At 75.2% G+C, this 15,057-nt stretch carries 11 protein-coding genes and 2 pseudogenes; 3 read left to right on the forward strand and 10 right to left on the reverse strand.

Annotated features, from left to right (window positions below; genetic code table 11):
- Positions 1-32 precede the first annotated feature (32 nt).
- Positions 33-278 (reverse strand): DUF397 domain-containing protein, encoded by a 246-nt coding sequence (locus tag E4N63_RS05330; RefSeq protein ID WP_230240077.1) that lies wholly within the window; start codon positions 276-278, stop codon positions 33-35.
- 3 nt (positions 279-281) lie between these two features.
- Positions 282-1,148: a helix-turn-helix transcriptional regulator gene (locus E4N63_RS05335; RefSeq protein WP_230240078.1), complete on the reverse strand. Its 867-nt coding sequence runs from the start codon at positions 1,146-1,148 to the stop codon at positions 282-284.
- Positions 1,149-1,285: 137 nt separating this feature from the next.
- On the opposite strand from E4N63_RS05335, the gene E4N63_RS05340 reads away from it, so the two are divergent.
- Both E4N63_RS05340 and E4N63_RS05345 read left to right on the forward strand, forming a co-directional pair.
- Complete coding sequence (locus E4N63_RS05340) at positions 1,286-1,750, forward strand: ATP-binding protein (RefSeq protein WP_230240079.1); 465 nt, start codon at positions 1,286-1,288, stop codon at positions 1,748-1,750.
- A 284-nt stretch (positions 1,751-2,034) separates the two neighbouring features.
- Complete coding sequence (locus E4N63_RS05345) at positions 2,035-2,850, forward strand: tyrosine-protein phosphatase (protein WP_125626481.1); 816 nt, start codon at positions 2,035-2,037, stop codon at positions 2,848-2,850.
- Between the two features lie 122 nt (positions 2,851-2,972).
- Here the strand turns inward: E4N63_RS05345 and hpnH are convergent, their stop codons facing one another.
- The 8 genes and pseudogenes from hpnH to E4N63_RS05385 all read right to left on the reverse strand — a co-directional run bounded on the left by hpnH (position 2,973) and on the right by E4N63_RS05385 (position 12,684).
- Positions 2,973-3,983 carry an adenosyl-hopene transferase HpnH gene (hpnH, locus tag E4N63_RS05350; RefSeq protein WP_019710756.1) on the reverse strand — a complete coding sequence of 337 codons (1,011 nt, stop codon included), beginning with the start codon at positions 3,981-3,983 and terminating at the stop codon, positions 2,973-2,975.
- 5 nt (positions 3,984-3,988) lie between these two features.
- Complete coding sequence (locus E4N63_RS05355; protein WP_125626482.1) at positions 3,989-4,645, reverse strand: 1-hydroxy-2-methyl-2-butenyl 4-diphosphate reductase; 657 nt, start codon at positions 4,643-4,645, stop codon at positions 3,989-3,991.
- A complete protein-coding gene (gene shc / locus E4N63_RS05360; RefSeq protein WP_230240080.1) occupies positions 4,645-6,525 on the reverse strand; it encodes a squalene--hopene cyclase in 1,881 nt (626 codons plus the stop codon). The genes E4N63_RS05355 and shc overlap by 1 nt, the downstream gene beginning before the upstream one ends.
- Positions 6,526-6,870: 345 nt before the next feature.
- Complete coding sequence (locus tag E4N63_RS05365; RefSeq protein ID WP_230240081.1) at positions 6,871-7,929, reverse strand: polyprenyl synthetase family protein; 1,059 nt, start codon at positions 7,927-7,929, stop codon at positions 6,871-6,873.
- A 350-nt stretch (positions 7,930-8,279) separates the two neighbouring features.
- Positions 8,280-9,616, reverse strand: a pseudogene (hpnE, locus tag E4N63_RS05370) (hydroxysqualene dehydroxylase HpnE); the annotation flags it as partial.
- 112 nt (positions 9,617-9,728) lie between these two features.
- Positions 9,729-10,736, reverse strand: a complete 1,008-nt coding sequence (gene hpnD, locus E4N63_RS05375; protein WP_374112687.1) for a presqualene diphosphate synthase HpnD — start codon at positions 10,734-10,736, stop codon at positions 9,729-9,731.
- Positions 10,733-11,594: pseudogene (gene hpnC / locus E4N63_RS05380) on the reverse strand (squalene synthase HpnC). The gene hpnD and the pseudogene hpnC overlap by 4 nt, the downstream one beginning before the upstream one ends.
- A 421-nt stretch (positions 11,595-12,015) precedes the next feature.
- A complete protein-coding gene (locus E4N63_RS05385) occupies positions 12,016-12,684 on the reverse strand; it encodes a TetR/AcrR family transcriptional regulator (protein WP_230240082.1) in 669 nt (222 codons plus the stop codon).
- 84 nt (positions 12,685-12,768) lie between these two features.
- On the opposite strand from E4N63_RS05385, the gene E4N63_RS05390 reads away from it, so the two are divergent.
- Entirely contained in the window at positions 12,769-15,009 is a 2,241-nt protein-coding gene (locus E4N63_RS05390; RefSeq protein ID WP_230240083.1) for an MMPL family transporter, read from the forward strand.
- The last annotated feature ends 48 nt before the right edge of the window (positions 15,010-15,057 follow it).

Raw genomic sequence — 15,057 nt, forward strand, 5'->3', positions numbered from 1 at the left:
AGAGGCCGGCCGGCTCGGTCGAGGCGGGCCGGTCAGGCGAGGAGGAAGTCCGCCTCGCCGTCCTTCGCGCCACGGATGAAGGTCGCGATTTCGTGATGGCTGTATATCAGGGCGGGGCCGTCCGGGTCGGTGGACTGCCGCAGCGCGACCCTTCCGTCACCCAGCTTCATGGCTTCCACACAACTCCCCCCGTTCCCGCCGCTCCACGGCTTGTGCCAGCCCTCCGTGCCGAGCTCCGTGGAGGGCATCCCGTTGTAAATACGTTTCTTGCGATCCATGGTTCAGATCTCCTTGCGAATCCCACCCAGCACCGTCCGGGTGGTGTGTGCGGGCGCGGCTTGCGCGCACATCCGGTCCAGGGCCTCCAGAAACGCCGACACGTCGTCCCGCTGGTCGACGTAGACGGCGCCGACGAGGCTCTCGGAGTAGACGACGTCCGGCAGTTCCGGGAGCGGAAACCGGAAGATGTGAAAGGGACCGTACATGGCCGGATGCGGACCCGCGGAGAAGGGCATGAGCTGGAGTCTGACCCGCGGCATCTCGGTCGCCTCGATGAGCCGGTCGATCTGTGCGCGCATCACCTCGGGGCCGCCGATCGGGCGGCGCAGAACCGTCTCGTCCATGACGACCCACAGCAGCGGCGGGTCGTCCTTGGTCAGCAGGGACTGGCGCTCGGCGCGGAGTGCGGCGAGGCGCTCCACTTCGGCCTGGGGCGCGTGCGGCATCCCGGCGCGGAGGACGGCGCGCGCGTAGGCCCCGGTCTGGAGCAGCCCGGGGACGTAGTGCGGCTCATAGGCGCGGATGACGCTGGCCTCTCCCTCCAGGGCGACGAAGGCGCTGAACCACTCGGGGAGGACGTCGCGGTAGCGGTGCCACCAGCCCGGCTGGTTGGCCTCCCGCGCCAGGGAGACGAAGGCGTCGATGTCCCGCTGGTCGGTGACGCCGTAGACCCGGAGGAGCTTCTCCACATAGGGGATTTTCAGCCCGAATTCGGCCTTCTCCATCCGGCGGACCGTGGCGTGGGTGACGTCGAGGGCGCGGCCCGCCTCCGCGAACGACAGCCCGGCCCTCTCCCGCAGATCCTGCAGGCGCTTGCCGAGCACCAGCCTCAGGACGGTCGGCGCACCTCCCGACCGCGCGTCCTTCACCGCACATCCCCTCCAACAACCTTGACCCGGGCGCAGTCTGTCATGGTGTCAGCTGAGCGGGCCAGGCTGTCGTCAGCGTTTTGTGATTTACAGACTGATCCTTGCCATGCGTGAGTGACAAGCCTCATAGTTGCAGCGTGGCTCCTTCCCATGAAGCGCTCCGGCTGAGCCGCTGCGGCGGCGTCGTCGCCCGGCACCTCGAGGACGTGTTCCATCTGCCGGCGATGAGCGCCTCGGTCTGCAAGGCCCGGCGGCGTGTCCTCACGCTGCTCTCCGAGTGGGGCGTGGACGAGCGCTGCCGCGCGGACGCCGAGCTGGTGGTGTCGGAGCTGTTCACCAACGCCGTGCGGCACACCGACAGCGTGAAGGTGACCTGCGAGATCCGGCTCACCGGGCAGCGGCTGCGGCTGGAGGTCACCGACCAGGGCTGCGCGGAGACCGAGCCGCGCGCCCGGTTCTCCGGAATCGACGAGGAGGGCGGGCGCGGGCTGATGCTGGTCGGCGCCCTGGCGGAGGAGTGGGGCGTCCGGCCGGACGAGACCGGGCGCGGCCAGGTGGTCTGGGCCTGTCTGCGCCGCTCCGGGAGAACCGCCGCCCACTGAGCCGCCGGCCCGCGGCCCCGGGACCGCCGGGGCACCGCCCGCCGGGGCGCCCCGCCCCGGTCCGCCTCCCCGCGCCCTCCCGTCCGTCTTCAGGTCCGCTTGCCGTGACGCGTTCCACAGCGCGGGCCGGTGCGGGCCGGATCAGGCCAGGTGGAGCGCGGTCCGGCGGAGATCCGGCAGCATGGGGGAACCGGTTGCCCGGGTAATCCATATCGTAGGGTCAGCAGCATCAGGAGCACCGCCTCGTCGGCGAGAGGGCCGGCGGCCGACACCGAGGAGCGCCCGTGACGCAGACGCCTCAGGTCCCCCGGGCCGAGCAGACCGAGCCCCGGCTCTCGGGTGTGCGGAACTTCCGCGACGTGGGCGGACTGCCGACCGGCGACGGCCGGACGGTCCGGCGCGGGGTGCTCTACCGCAGCGGGCATCTGGCGAAGGCCACCGCCGAGGACGCGGCGTTCCTCTCGTCCCTCGGACTCCACACGGTCTTCGACTTCCGCAATGACGCCGATGTGGCCCTCGACGGCCACGACATCGCGCTCGACGGCGTGCGCCATGTGAACATCCCGCTGACCGACCCCGCCGACGGTGCGGAGTTCTGGCGGATGGTGCGGGACGGCGACCTGGCGCAGCTCCGCGCCGCGCTGGGCGACGGCAAGGCCGCCCTGCGGATGTCGAGCACCTACCGGGTCATCATGAAGACCCGCACCACCGAGCACAGCCGGGTGCTGCACGCGCTCGCCGAGGACAGCGTGCCCGCGCTGATGCACTGCGCGGCGGGCAAGGACCGGGCGGGGCTGTCGGTCGCGGTGACCCTGCTCGCCCTGGGCGTCGAGCGGGACGCGATCGAGGAGGACTACCTCGCGAGCGCCGCCCCGCACCGCCGCTACCGGTTCCGCCGTTCGGACAACTCCCCCGCCGCCCTGACGCCGGAGGTCGAGGATCTCCTGAGCCCGCTCTTCGACGCCCGCCGGGAGTACCTGGCCGCCGCCTTCACGACGATCGAGGAGGAGTGGGGAACGGTCGACGCCTACCTCACCCGGGGGCTGGGCTTCGGGCCCGACCGGCGCGAGCGGCTGCGGGCCCGGATGCTCGACGGCTGAGCCGGCCGGCCGGATCGGCCGACCCGGCTGGATCGGCCGACCCGGCCGCCGGTGCGGACGAGCGGACCCTCCGCACCGGCCGGACCGCCCCGCGGCCCCGCCGCCTCCCTCCCGGCCCGGTCTCAGCCGGCCGTCTCGCGCAGCGCGCGCAGCGACTGCCGCAGCGAGCCGAGAGTGGCGAGGACTGCGGTCGGTTCGTAGCCGCAGTGCGCCATGCAGTTGGCGCAGCGCGGGTCGCGGCCCCGCCCGTAGGCGTCCCAGTCGGTCTCCTCGATCAGCTCCCGGTAGGTGGGGACGTAGCCGTCGCTCATCAGGTAGCAGGGCCGCTGCCAGCCGAAGAGGGAGTAGTTGGGGATGGCCCAGGCGGTGCAGGGGAAGTCCACCCGGCCTTCCAGGAAGTCGAGGAAGAGCGGGCTGTGGTTGAGCCGCCACCGGCGCCGGTTGCCGCCCGCGAAGGCCTTGGCGAACAGCTCGCGGGTCTGGGCGACACCGAGGAAGTGCTCCTGGTCGGGGGCCTTCTCGTAGGCGTAGGCGGGCGAGATCATCATCTCGTCCACCAGCAGCTCGTCGTTGAGGTAGTCGAGGACTTCGATGATGGTCTGCGGGGTGTCCGTGTTGAAGAAGGTCGAGTTGGTGGTGACCCGGAAGCCGCGCCGCTTGGCCTCCTTGATCGCCTCGACGGCCTCGTCGAACACGCCCTCCTTGGCGACGGAGGCGTCGTGCCGCTCGCGCAGCCCGTCGATGTGCACCGCGAAGGCGAAGTAGCGCGAGGGTTCGAATTTCTCGATGTTCTTGCGCAGCAGCACGGCGTTGGTGCAGAGGAAGACGTACTTCCTGCGCGCGGTGAGCTGCCGCACGATCTCGTCGATCTGCGGGTGCATCAGCGGTTCGCCGCCCGCGACGGACACCATGGGCGCGCCCGACTCCAGGACCGCGCCGACGGCCTGGGCGACGGGCATCCGCTGGCGGAGCACCCCAGCCGGGTGCTGGATCTTCCCGCACCCCTCGCACTTGAGGTTGCAGGCGAAGAGCGGTTCCAGCTCGACGATCAGCGGGAACTTCTCCCGGCGGCGGAGCTTCTGGGCGAAGAGATAGGTTCCGACCCGGATGGATTGGCGGAGCGGCATGGCCATCTGGCTCACCTCCTGGGGAGCGGCAGGGAACGGTGCCATTCGTAGAAAGCCGGCAGGACGGTCCGCAGGACGCGGAAGGCCGATATTCCACCGAGCACCGTGCCGCCCCGGGCCAGTTCGCGCTCCGGGGTGTCCACGACCACCCGTACGGCGGCAACGGGACGCGGCCCCGCGGCCAGCGCGGTGCGGAGGACGGCGGCGGACTCCATGTCGGCGGCGATCGCTCCGGTCGCGTGCAGGCGGGCGCGCTCGGCGCCCCGTACGAGGTGGTCGGTACCGGCCAGTGGCCCGGTGTGGACGGCGGTGCCGGACCGGACGCGGGTGAGCCGGGCCAGGGCGCCGGCCAGCGCGGCGGTGCCCGCGCAGGGAACACGCCCGTTCCGGTCGCGGGTCTCGGCGGCGACGACCAGGTCGCCGGGGCGCATCCCCGGGGCGAGCGCCGCGCAGAAGCCGGTGGCGAGGACGGGCGTGCCGGCCGCGTACGGGTCGGCCCGGCGCAGGCCGCGGAGCACGGCGCGTTCGGCGGACCGGGGTCCCATGCCGGTGCGCAGGACGGTCAGGGCGCCGGGTGCGCCGGTCCGGTCGCCGCCGCGCAGGGCGAGCCGTTCGATGCCGAGCGCGCAGGCGATCAGCAGCGTCCCGGGCCCGCCGTCCGCGGCCATCAGGCGTCCCGCGGGCCGGTCCGGGGCGGTCGCCCCACGGCGGTCAGGTACCGGCCGAGGGCGGTGAGCGGGAACACCAGCCGGTAGAGGTGGTAGTTGATGGAGAAGTCCCAGGGGAAGCCGGTGCCGGTGAACTGGGGTTCGTCCCAGGAGCCGTCCTCGCGCTGGGTGCGGGCGAGCCAGCCGATGCCGCGTTCGACGGCTTTGCCGTCCTCCTCGCCGGCGGCGAGCAGGGCGAGGAGGGCCCAGCCGGTCTGGGAGGCGGTGGACTCGCCGCGGGCGATCCATTCGGGGTCCGGGTAGGAGCGCAGGTCCTCGCCCCAGCCGCCGTCCTCGTTCTGGACGCCGTTGAGCCAGTCGACGGCGCGGCGGATCGCGGGGTGCTCCGCGGGGACGCCGGCCGCGACGAGGGCGGGGACGGCGGAGCCGGTGCCGTAGAGGTAGTTGACGCCCCAGCGGCCGAACCAGGCGCCGCTCGGTTCCTGTTCGGCGAGCAGCCAGGCCACGGCGCGCCGGACGCGCGGGTCGGCGGCCAGGCCCTCGGCGGCGAGCATCTCGACGACGTGCGCGGTGACGTCGGCGGACGGCGGGTCGATGACCTCACCGAAGTCGCAGAACGGCAGCCGGTTGGGGAAGGCGCTGGTGTTGTCGGCGTCGAAGGCGCCCCAGGCGCCGTCCGCGGACTGCATGCCGAGGGTCCAGCGGACGGCGCGGCGGACGGCCCGGCCGACCCGCTCGGGGTCGGGGTGGGCGGTGCGGCGGAGAGCGAGGACGACCTCGGCGGTGTCGTCGGTGTCCGGGTAGTTGTCGTTGTGGAACTCGAACGCCCATCCGCCCGGGGGCAGTCCGGGCCGGCGGACGGACCAGTCGCCGGGGCGCAGCACCTGCTCGCCGAGCATCCAGTCGGCGGCTCTGACGAGTGCGGGGTGTCCGGCGGGCAGCCCGGCGTCGGTGAGGGCGATGGTGGCGAGGCAGGTGTCCCAGACCGGGGACTGGCATGCCTCGACCATGCGGCTGGGGCCGCCGCCGGGGCCGGGCGCGTCCTGCCAGACGGCGAACCGGTCGAGCGAGTCGAGCCCGGCGCGCAGCACGGGGTGGTCGAGGTCGTAGCCGAGCAGGTGGAGGGCGATGACCGAGTAGACGGCGGGGGGCTGGATGCCGCCCCAGCAGCCGTCGTTCTCCTGGCGTTCGACGATCCAGCGGGCGCAGGCCCGCAGCGCCGTGCGCCGCAGCGGGGGCGGCGCCACCCGGCGGTAGGCGTGCAGGAGGCGGTCCAGGCGCCGGAAGACGCGGTCCCAGCCGGCGGCGGTGGCCGCGGCGCGGCGTGGCGCGGCCGGGTCCGGGTGGAGTTCGCCGAGGGGGAAGGGGGCGGGGCGCACCGGGCGCAGGGCGGACACGACGGTGAGCGGCACGATGGTCTGCCGGGCCCAGCAGCCGAAGTCGTAGATGTTGAGCGGGAACCACTTCGGCAGGTAGATCATCTCGGGCGGCAGTTCGGGCAGCTGTTCCCAGGGCCACCAGCCGAAGAGCGCGAGCCAGATCCGGGTGAAGACGCGGGAGGCGGCGATGCCGCCGTGCTCGCGCACCCAGGCGGAGGCGGCGGCCATGTGCGGGTCCGCGGGGACGTCGCCGGCGAGCCGGAGGGCGACGTAGGCCTCGATGGTGGCGGAGAGGTCGCCGGGGCCTCCGTGGAAGGTGGCCCAGGTGCCGTCCGGGCACTGGCGGGAACGGATGAAACGGGCCGCGGCATCGGTGGTCCGCCGGTCGCCGATGCCGAGGAACTCGCGGAGCAGCAGGTCCTCGGCGTCCATGGTGACGTTCGTCTCCAGGTCGCCCTTCCACCAGCCCTCGTCGTGCTGCCGGCCGAGCAGGTTCCGCACCGCCCGCGCGGCGGCGCGCTCGGCGGCGGCGGGGTGTCCCGGGGCCCGGGGACGGGAGGGCCCGGGTTCGGGGTTCCGGAGTCCCGGTGAGGGCTGCCGGGCGGGCCGCCGGCCGGGAGGGCGGGGGCCGTGGGCCCGAGCTGCCGTCGGTCGTCGCTGTCATGGCTTCCCCTTCGTGCAGTGAACGCGCTCTGCTGTGCTGGGGTGCGCACCGGCCGCCGCGCGCCGCCCGGGAGGGCGTGCGGCGGCGGCCGGTGACAGCGTTCTATATGTGCCGGCGGTGCTCTCCGCGGACGGCCGCTCCACCGGCCGGTGGAGCGGTCGTCCCGCACGGTGCGTGCCCGGTCATTTCCGCCGCACGACCACGAAGTCCGCGAGGGCGACGAACTGTTCGCGGACGTGCGGATCCAGCTCGACCGAGTCCAGCGCGCCGATCGCGGCGGTGTGCTGCCGCTGCGCCTCCTCCGAGGTCCAGGTGCGGCCGCCGGCCTCCTCGATGAGCGCGGCGCGCTCGGCGAACTCCGTCTCGTCGAAGTCCTCGGTGCGGTCGCTCTTGGCGTCGACGGCGAGGATGGCGGCGAGCCGGTCGGAGGCGGCTCCGCCGGCGGCGAGGGCGGCGACGACCGGCAGGGACTTCTTCCGCTGCCGCAGGTCGCTCCAGGTCTGCTTGCCGGTCGCCTCCGGGTCGCCCCAGATGCCGAGCAGGTCGTCGACCGCCTGGAAGGCGAGACCGAGGTGGTGGCCGTAGGACTCCAGACTGTCGGCGAGGTGGTCGTCGGCACCGCCGAGAACGGCGCCGATGGAGGTGGCGCAGGCGAGCAGGGCGCCGGTCTTGTTGCCCTCCATGCGCAGGCACTCCTCGACGGTGACCCGCTCCCGGTGCTCGTAGGAGATGTCCTGGGCCTGGCCGTCGATGAGCTTGCGGGTCGCGGTGGTCAGCCGTCTCGCGGCACGGGCCGCCTCGGGCGTGCCCATCTCCAGCAGGATCTCCCCCGCCAGGGCGAAGAGGGCGTCACCGACGAGGACGGCGAGGGCGGGACCGTGCACCTTCCAGACGGTGTCGCGGTGGCGGCGCTGCTCGTCGCCGTCCATGAGGTCGTCGTGGAGCAGGGAGAAGTTGTGCACCAGCTCGACGGCGACGGCGCCCGGGACGCCGGTCTCCGCGGCCGCCCCCGCCGCCTCGGCGGAGAGCAGCGCGAGCGCCGGGCGGACCGCCTTGCCGCCGTCGCCCTCGGCGGGGCGGCCCTCGGCGTCGATCCAGCCGAAGTGGTAGGCGGCGACGGTGTCCATGGGCGGTACGAGCCGGGCCACGGCGGCCCGCAGCACCGGCGTGGCGAGCGTCCGTCCGCGCAGCAGCAGCGCGGCGACATCCGCGGTGTCGATGGCGGGTTGCGCCGTATTCACTGTCTCTCCTTCGGTTCCTCTGCGGTCGTGGGTGCCGGGCCGCGCGTCTGCCTCCTCTGGCCCCGGGGGCCGCGCCTCCGGGGTCGGCACGGGGTGCGCGGGCCGGGGGTCGCGGCGTGGGACGTGCCGGTCATGCGGCCCTGCCTTCCTGGGTGCGTGCCCGCGGCGTGCGCCCCGGGACGGGCGGGTGGGGCGGTGACGGCCGCGGTGCCGCCGCCCCGGACGGTTCCGGGAGCCGGGCGGCGGTACGGGCTGCCGCGCGGTGCCGGTGCTCCGTCCCGTGGCGTGGTGTCGGCATCAGGCAGCCTCCTGCTGGGGTCCACCCGGCCGGGGCCCGGGGGCGGGTCCGGATGGGTGCGGACGGTGCGGAGGTGGCGCAGGGCCGCGGCGGCGGCGGTGGCGCCGCTGCGGGCCGCGCCCTCCATCGTGGCGGGCCACCCGGTGGCGGTCCATGCCCCGCGAGCTGGAGGCCGGGGACGCGGGTGGGGGCGGGCGGGCGGAGCCGTCCGGTGCCGGGGGCGGGGTCGAAGGTGGCGGCGCGCTCGCGGGTGACGAAGAAGTCGGCGACCCGCGCGTTCCGGGTGCCGGGCAGCAGCCGCTCCAGCTCGGGCAGGAAGCGGCGGCGGAGCTCCGCGACGGGCAGGTCGATGATGTCTCCGGCGGCCGACTGCGACAGGGCGAGGTACTGGGCGCCGCCGGTGAGCCCGGAGGGCTCCGTCCGGTCGAAGACCCATTGGACGGGGCTGCCCAGCGCGGCGAGGAAGGGGCGGCGCAGCACCCTGCGATCGTAGACGACATGGACGTTGAGGATCGGCGCGGTCCCGATGTCCAGCAGCCGCCCGGGATCGTCCAGGGCGCCGCCGGGCAGCAGCCGGTGCGCCTCGTCCTGCGGCACGGCGAGGACGACGGTGTCGGCGCGCAGCGTCTCCGGGCCGCCGGGGGCGGTGACGGCGACCCGCCAGCCGCCGGAGCCGGCGCCCCGGCGGTGCAGCGCACGGGCGCGGGTGCGGAGCAGGACGCGCACGCCGGCGCCCTCCAGGGCCCGGCGGGTGCGGGTGTCGTGGAGTTCGCCGAGCGGCACCCGGGCCCGGCCGATGTCCGCCGCGCCCGGTGCGGAGAGCAGCCCGGTGCGGAAGACCATGGCGGCCAGGGCCAGGGACGCCCGGTCGGCGGGGGCGTTGAGGGTAGCGACGCCGATGAGGTCCCACAGCGCCTCCACCGCGCGCGGGGACTGGCCCTGCCGGCGGAGCCAGCCGCCGAAGTCGGTGCCGTCGAGCGCCGGGTCGGCGGGGTCGAGGCGGCGCAGGGCGAGCGCGGCGCGGGCGGCTGCGGCGCGCTCGGCCGGGGAGAGGTGCGGATAGCGGGCGAGGGAGCCCGCGAGGTGCAGCGGTACGGGCAGCGCGGCGCGGCGCAGCCGTCCGGCGCGGTTCCGGGCGGCGTCGAGGACGGGCACGTCGAGGCGGTGCTGGACGGGCGCCAGGCCGGCGGCCCCGATGCGCTCCAGGAGCGCGCGGTAGGCGGTGCAGCAGCGCAGGTGGACGTGCTGGCCGTTGTCGGCGGTGAGGTCACCGGCCGGGGAGGAGCGGCGGAAGGAGAAGGCTAGTCCGCCGAGACGCGGCCGGACCTCGGTGAGGGTGACGCGGACACCGGCGTCGGCGAGCGCGAGGGCGGCGGCCGTGCCGGCGATGCCGCCGCCGACGACGACGGCGGTGCGCCCGGCGGCCCGGTACGGGCCGGGGCGGCGGCGGGCGGCGGCCGGGCCGGGCCGGGCGGGGACGGTTCGGGGACCGGCGGGCGCATCAGGCGCGTCCTCCGGCCCGGCCGGCGCGGTGGCGGGCGGTGCGGCGGGTGATGTGCCGGGCGTCCAGGCCGGACAGGCCCCGCACGGCGACGTACGCCTTCTCGGGGGCGGGCAGGGAGACCCGGCCGTGCAGGACGGCCTCGGGGTCGCGGGCGATGCGGTCCAGCAGCCGGCGGTAGATGCCGGCCATGGCGGCGACGCAGGCGCCGCTGCGCCGGTCGAGGAGCGGCAGCAGCCGGAAGCCCTCGGTGAACAGGGCGCGGGCGCGCCGCGCCTGGTAGTGGACGAGGCCGGTGAAGTCGGCGCCGGCCGGCGGCACGGGGGTGTGGAAGCCGGCGGTGCAGCCGAACTTGGCGAGGTCGTCGGCGGGGAGGTAGAGGCGGCCGTGGGCGGCGTCCTCGCGGATGTCCCGAAGGATGTTGGTGAGTTGGAGGGCGAGGCCGAGGGTGTCGGCGTACTCGGGGGCGCGTTCGGTCTCGCGGGCGCTGTGGCCGTGGGGGCTCGTGACCCCGAATACGCCGAGGGACAGCCGGCCGATCGTGCCGGCGACCCGGCGGCAGTACGTCCGGAGGTCGTCCCAGGTGTCGTAGGTCTCGCCGCGCACGTCCATCAGGACGCCGTCGATGAGTTCGTCGAGCGCGGCCAGGGGGATCGGAAAGCGCTCGGCGGCGTGGGTGAGGGCGACGGCGACGGGGTCGGTGTCGTCGGTGCGGACGCCGCCGTCGCGCACCCGTGCGAGGAGGGCGCGGGTGTCGTCCAGGCGGGCGAGCTTGGCGGACGCGGGGAGGTCGCCGTCGCCGATGTCGTCGACGCGGCGGGAGAAGGCGTACAGCGCCGACATGGCCTGCCGTTTGCCGGGCGGCAGCAGGCGGATGCCGTAGGCGAAGTTGCGGGCCTGGTGCCCGGTGACGGTCTCGCAGTAGCGGTAGGCGGCGAGCACCGGCGCCGGTACGGAAGCGGACGCGGGTGCGGATGCGGAGGCCGACGGGGTCACGGTCCGGCTCACCCCTCTCTTCGCAGTGTGGCGGCCGCCGCGCGCAGAAGGGCGGTTCGGGTGGGCCTGGGCGGTCCGGGCAGGACGTCGTGGCCGGCGGCGGCGATGGCGGCCAGCGCCGCCCTGCCGCCCGCCACGAAGCCGGCGAGCAGCAGCTTGAGCCGTCCGGAGACGCTCCCCACGAGCGGTGCGCCCTCGTCCAGCAGGGCGCGGGCGCGGTCGGCCTCGTGGCGGACGAGGGCACGCACCCGCGCGTTGCCGGTGGGGCGGCGCAGATCGTCCTCCCGGACGCCGAAGCGCTCCATGTCCTCGGCGGGAAGGTAGACGCGGCCGCGGGCGAGGTCCTCGGCGACGTCCTGGAGGTGCTCGGTGATCTGCAGGGCGGTGCAGACGGCGTCGGAGCGGCGGACACGTTCGGGGCTGGTCGTGCCGGTGACGGCGAGGACGAGCCGGCCGACGGGGTTGGCGGAGAGCTCGCAGTAGGCCAGCAGGTCCTCGTAGCGGGGGCAGCGGTGGACGTGCTGGTCCCGGCGGTTGGCGGCGATGAGGTCGAGGAACGGCCCGGGGGTGAGCCGGTGGCGGCGCACGGCCGGGGTGAGGGCGCGGAGCAGGGGTGGCGCGGGCTGCCGCCGGGGTGAAGACGCGGCGGAGGTCGGTCTCGACGGCGTCGAGCAGGGCGAGCCGGTCGCCGTCGGCGCCCGGGCCGGCGCCGAGCAGGGCGGCGTCCGTGCCGCCGGGGGCGAGGTCGCCGTCGCCGATGTCGTCGACGAGGCGCGCGTAGCCGTAGACGGCCATGAGGTCGGCGCGCCAGAGGCGGGGCAGGAAGAACGGGGCGACGGGGAAGTTCTCGTGCGCGGCCTTCTCCAGCACGGCCCCGGGATGCGGTTCCGTGCCGGCGGTCACCGGGGCCCGCCCGGTGCCCGGCGCACGGCGCCGCGGGCGGCCGGCGGCGGGGTGCGCCGCGGGACGGCGGCGTCCCGGAGCTGAGGGGTTCCCGTAGCCATGGCCGTCACATCCCCTGTTCTACACCGTCCACCCAGAACATACGATTTCGGACACGCCGCCCGTGGGACGCGCCCCCGGTACCGTACGCGTGGGCCGATGCCGCGGCGTTTGGGAGGACTTGCCCGTGAATCGACGCCGCCCAGCCTAGGCGATGCGGGCCCGGCCGGCGCACCGTGGCGGGTGGTGGCGCGGGCCTTTCGCCCGGGGCGCGAGGGGCGGGCCGGGTCCGGCGGGGCGGAGGGTCGCCGGACCCGCCGGACCGCCGGATCCTCCACCCATCCGGATGTCAGCCGAAGAGGCCGGCCACGACCATGCGCACGGTGCGGTCGGTGAGGGCTTCCCACTGCCCGGCCGGGAGCCCGGCGAGCGGCCCGTCGAGGAGGAGCTGGGCCAGGCCGTGCACGGCGGCCCAGGCCGCCATCTCCGCGCCCGGGCGGGCCGCCGGGGGCATCCGCCCGGCGGCGACGGCCGCGTCGAGCGTGTCGGTGAGCACCCGGAAGGCGCTGTACCGGGGCTCGTCACCGGGCGGCGCGGCCCCCGCGAACGCCGCCCGGACGCCATCGGCCCCGGGGGCGTCGGCCGGGATACGCCGGAAGGCCGTGCGGTAGAGGCCGGGGTTCTCGACGGCGAAGCGGACGTAGCCGCGGCCGATGGCGGCCAGCCGGCGCTCGGCCTCCTCGCCCGGGTCGGGAAGCGGCGGCACCTCGCGCACCGCTTCCAGCATGAAGGCCGCCAGCGCCTGCTGGCCACGGGCCTTCACCTGCCAGAGCAGGTCGCCGTGGCCGGAGAAGTGCCGGTAGGCGGCGGTGGGCGACACCCCGACGCGGCGGGCGGCCTCGCGGAGGACGACCCGTTCGGGACCGCCTTCGACGGCGAGTTCGACGGCGGCGCCGATCAGCGCGTTCCGCAGATCGCCGTGGTGGTAACCGGTCTTGCCGCCGCTGCCTTTCGCCATGTCTTCATCCTGCCCCATGTTGACAGCAGTAACATCCTCTGCCACCTTGCATGTTACTACCGTAAACATCAGAGGGGGATTCCCGTGTTGGACCGCATCGCCGAGTTGGCCCTGCACCGGGCCAGGCTCGTCCTGACCGTGACCGCGGTGGTGGTGGTCGCGATGGCGGCGCTGGGCTTCGGCGCCTTCGGCAAGCTGCTCAGCGGCGGCTTCGACGATCCGGCCTCACCGTCGAGCCGTGCCCAGGTGCTGATCGACGAGGAGTTCGGCGGAGAGCCCGGCCTGCTGCTGCTCGTGCGCGCGGACAGCGGCCGCATCACCGCACCCGCCGCCGAGCGCGCGGGCCGGGACCTCGCCGCCGCGCTGCGGAGGGAACCGGGGGTCTCGGGCGTCGTGTCCGCCTGGGACGAGGGGGGTTCGGCGCTCGTTTCCCGCACCGGCGACCAGGCGCTGGTCGCCGCCCGTGTCGAGGGGGGCGACTCCCAGGCCGGCGAGCGCACCGCGGAACTCGTCGAGCGCTACACCGGCGACCGGGGCCCGGTCTCCGTGGAGGCCGGCGGGCGGGAGGCCGTCGGCCACGACATCTCCGGGCAGGTGTCCCGGGACCTCGCCCTGGCCGAGGCCGTCGCCGTGCCCGTGACGCTCGTGCTGCTCGTCCTCGCCTTCGGCAGTCTGGTGGCCGCCCTGCTGCCGCTGGTCATCGGGGTGATCGCGATCTTCGGCACCTTCGCCGAACTCTTCGTGCTGGGCAGCGTCACCGAGGTCTCGGTCTTCGCCGTGAACATCACCACCGCCCTCGGCCTCGGGCTGGGCATCGACTACGCGCTGCTGCTGGTCAGCCGGTTCCGGGAGCAGCTCGCCGCCGGCGCGGAGATCCCCGAGGCGCTGCACCGCACCGTGCGGACCGCGGGCCGCACCATCGCCTTCTCCGCGGCCACCGTGATCGCCGCGCTCGCCGCCCTGCTGCTCTTTCCGCCGTACTTCCTGCGCTCCTTCGCCTACGCGGGCATCGGCGTGGTGGCCATCGCGGCCGTCGCGGCGCTCTTCGTCGTCCCCGCGCTGCTCGCCGTGCTGGGCCACCGGGTGGCCCGCAGCCGCTTCCCGTGGGCGCGGGGCGGCGGCGCACACTCCGCCGTCTGGGGCCGGCTCGCGGCCGTGGTGATGCGCCGCCCCGCGCTCACCGCGCTGCCGGTGCTCGCCCTGCTGCTGGCCTCGGCCGCCCCGCTCCTCGGTGTCACCTTCGGCACCCCCGACGAGCGGGTGCTGCCCGAGGACGCCCAGAGCCGCCGGGTGGCGGCAGCGCTGGACCGGGACTTCCCGGCCGGTGACCGGGAGGCGCTGAGGATCGTCCTGGACGGAGCCGTACCGCGGCAGGAGCTCACCGGCTACGCACGGGAGGTGGCCGCGCTCGACGGCGTCACCCGGGTCACCACCGCCGGCGGCAGCTACGCCGGGAGCGGCGCCGGTGCGGACGCGGCCGCCGCCGGACCGGGGAACCCGGCGCTCGGCCGGCCCGGCGTCCAGCAGCTCACCGTCGTCCACGCCCTGGCGCCCCGGTCGGACGACGCGCAGGACCTGGTCCGGGCCGTGCGGGCCGTGGAGGCACCGCCGGGGGCGGAGGCGCTGGTCGGCGGCGAGGACGCCCGGCTCGTGGACGCCAAGCACGCGATCGGCTCCCGGCTCCCGGCCGCCGCCGGGCTGATCGCCGTCACCACCTTCGTCCTGCTGTTCCTCTTCACCGGCAGCGTCGTCCAGCCGCTGCGGGCCCTGCTGCTCAACGCCCTCAGCCTCGGGGCGGCCCTGGGCGCCATGGTGTGGATCTTCCAGGAAGGGCATCTGTCGGGGCTGCTGGGCTTCACACCGCAGCCGACCGACACCTCGATGACCGTCCTGCTGTTCTGCGTCGCCTTCGGCCTCTCCATGGACTACGAGGTCTTCCTCGTCAGCCGCATCAAGGAACTGCGGGACGCGGACCCGGAGGCCGCCCCGGCCGCCGCCGTCACCGGCGGGCTGGCCCGCACCGGGCGGATCGTGTCCATGGCCGCCGGCCTGCTGGCGGTGAGCTTCTTCGCCTTCGGCACCGGCGAGGTCAGCTTCATCCAGATGTTCGGACTCGGCACCGGACTCGCCATCCTCATCGACGCCATCGCCGTACGGGGCGTCCTGGTACCGGCCGCCATGCGGCTGCTGGGCCGGTCGGCCTGGTACGCGCCCGCGCCGCTGCGCCGGCTGCACCGGCGGATCGGGCTGACGGAGGGGGAGGCGCCGCCCGGGCCCGGGGCCGCCGAGGAGTCCCGTCCGCTCACGGGGGTGCGGACGGGCTGACACGGCGGAGCCCCCGCCGGGACGGTGCACCGTCCCGGCGGGGGCTCC

The sequence above is a fragment of the Streptomyces sp. MNU89 genome (genome assembly GCF_020982505.1).
Classification (GTDB): Bacteria; Actinomycetota; Actinomycetes; order Streptomycetales; family Streptomycetaceae; genus Streptomyces; species Streptomyces xinghaiensis.

Coding starts and splice junctions, on each gene's coding strand:
- E4N63_RS05330 (WP_230240077.1), bottom strand. CDS start 278: ATGGATCGCAAGAAACGTATTTACAACGGGATGCCCTCCACGGAGCTC.
- hpnH (WP_019710756.1), bottom strand. CDS start 3,983: ATGGCCATGCCGCTCCGCCAATCCATCCGGGTCGGAACCTATCTCTTC.
- E4N63_RS05355 (WP_125626482.1), bottom strand. CDS start 4,645: ATGGCCGCGGACGGCGGGCCCGGGACGCTGCTGATCGCCTGCGCGCTC.
- E4N63_RS05385 (WP_230240082.1), bottom strand. CDS start 12,684: ATGGCGAAAGGCAGCGGCGGCAAGACCGGTTACCACCACGGCGATCTG.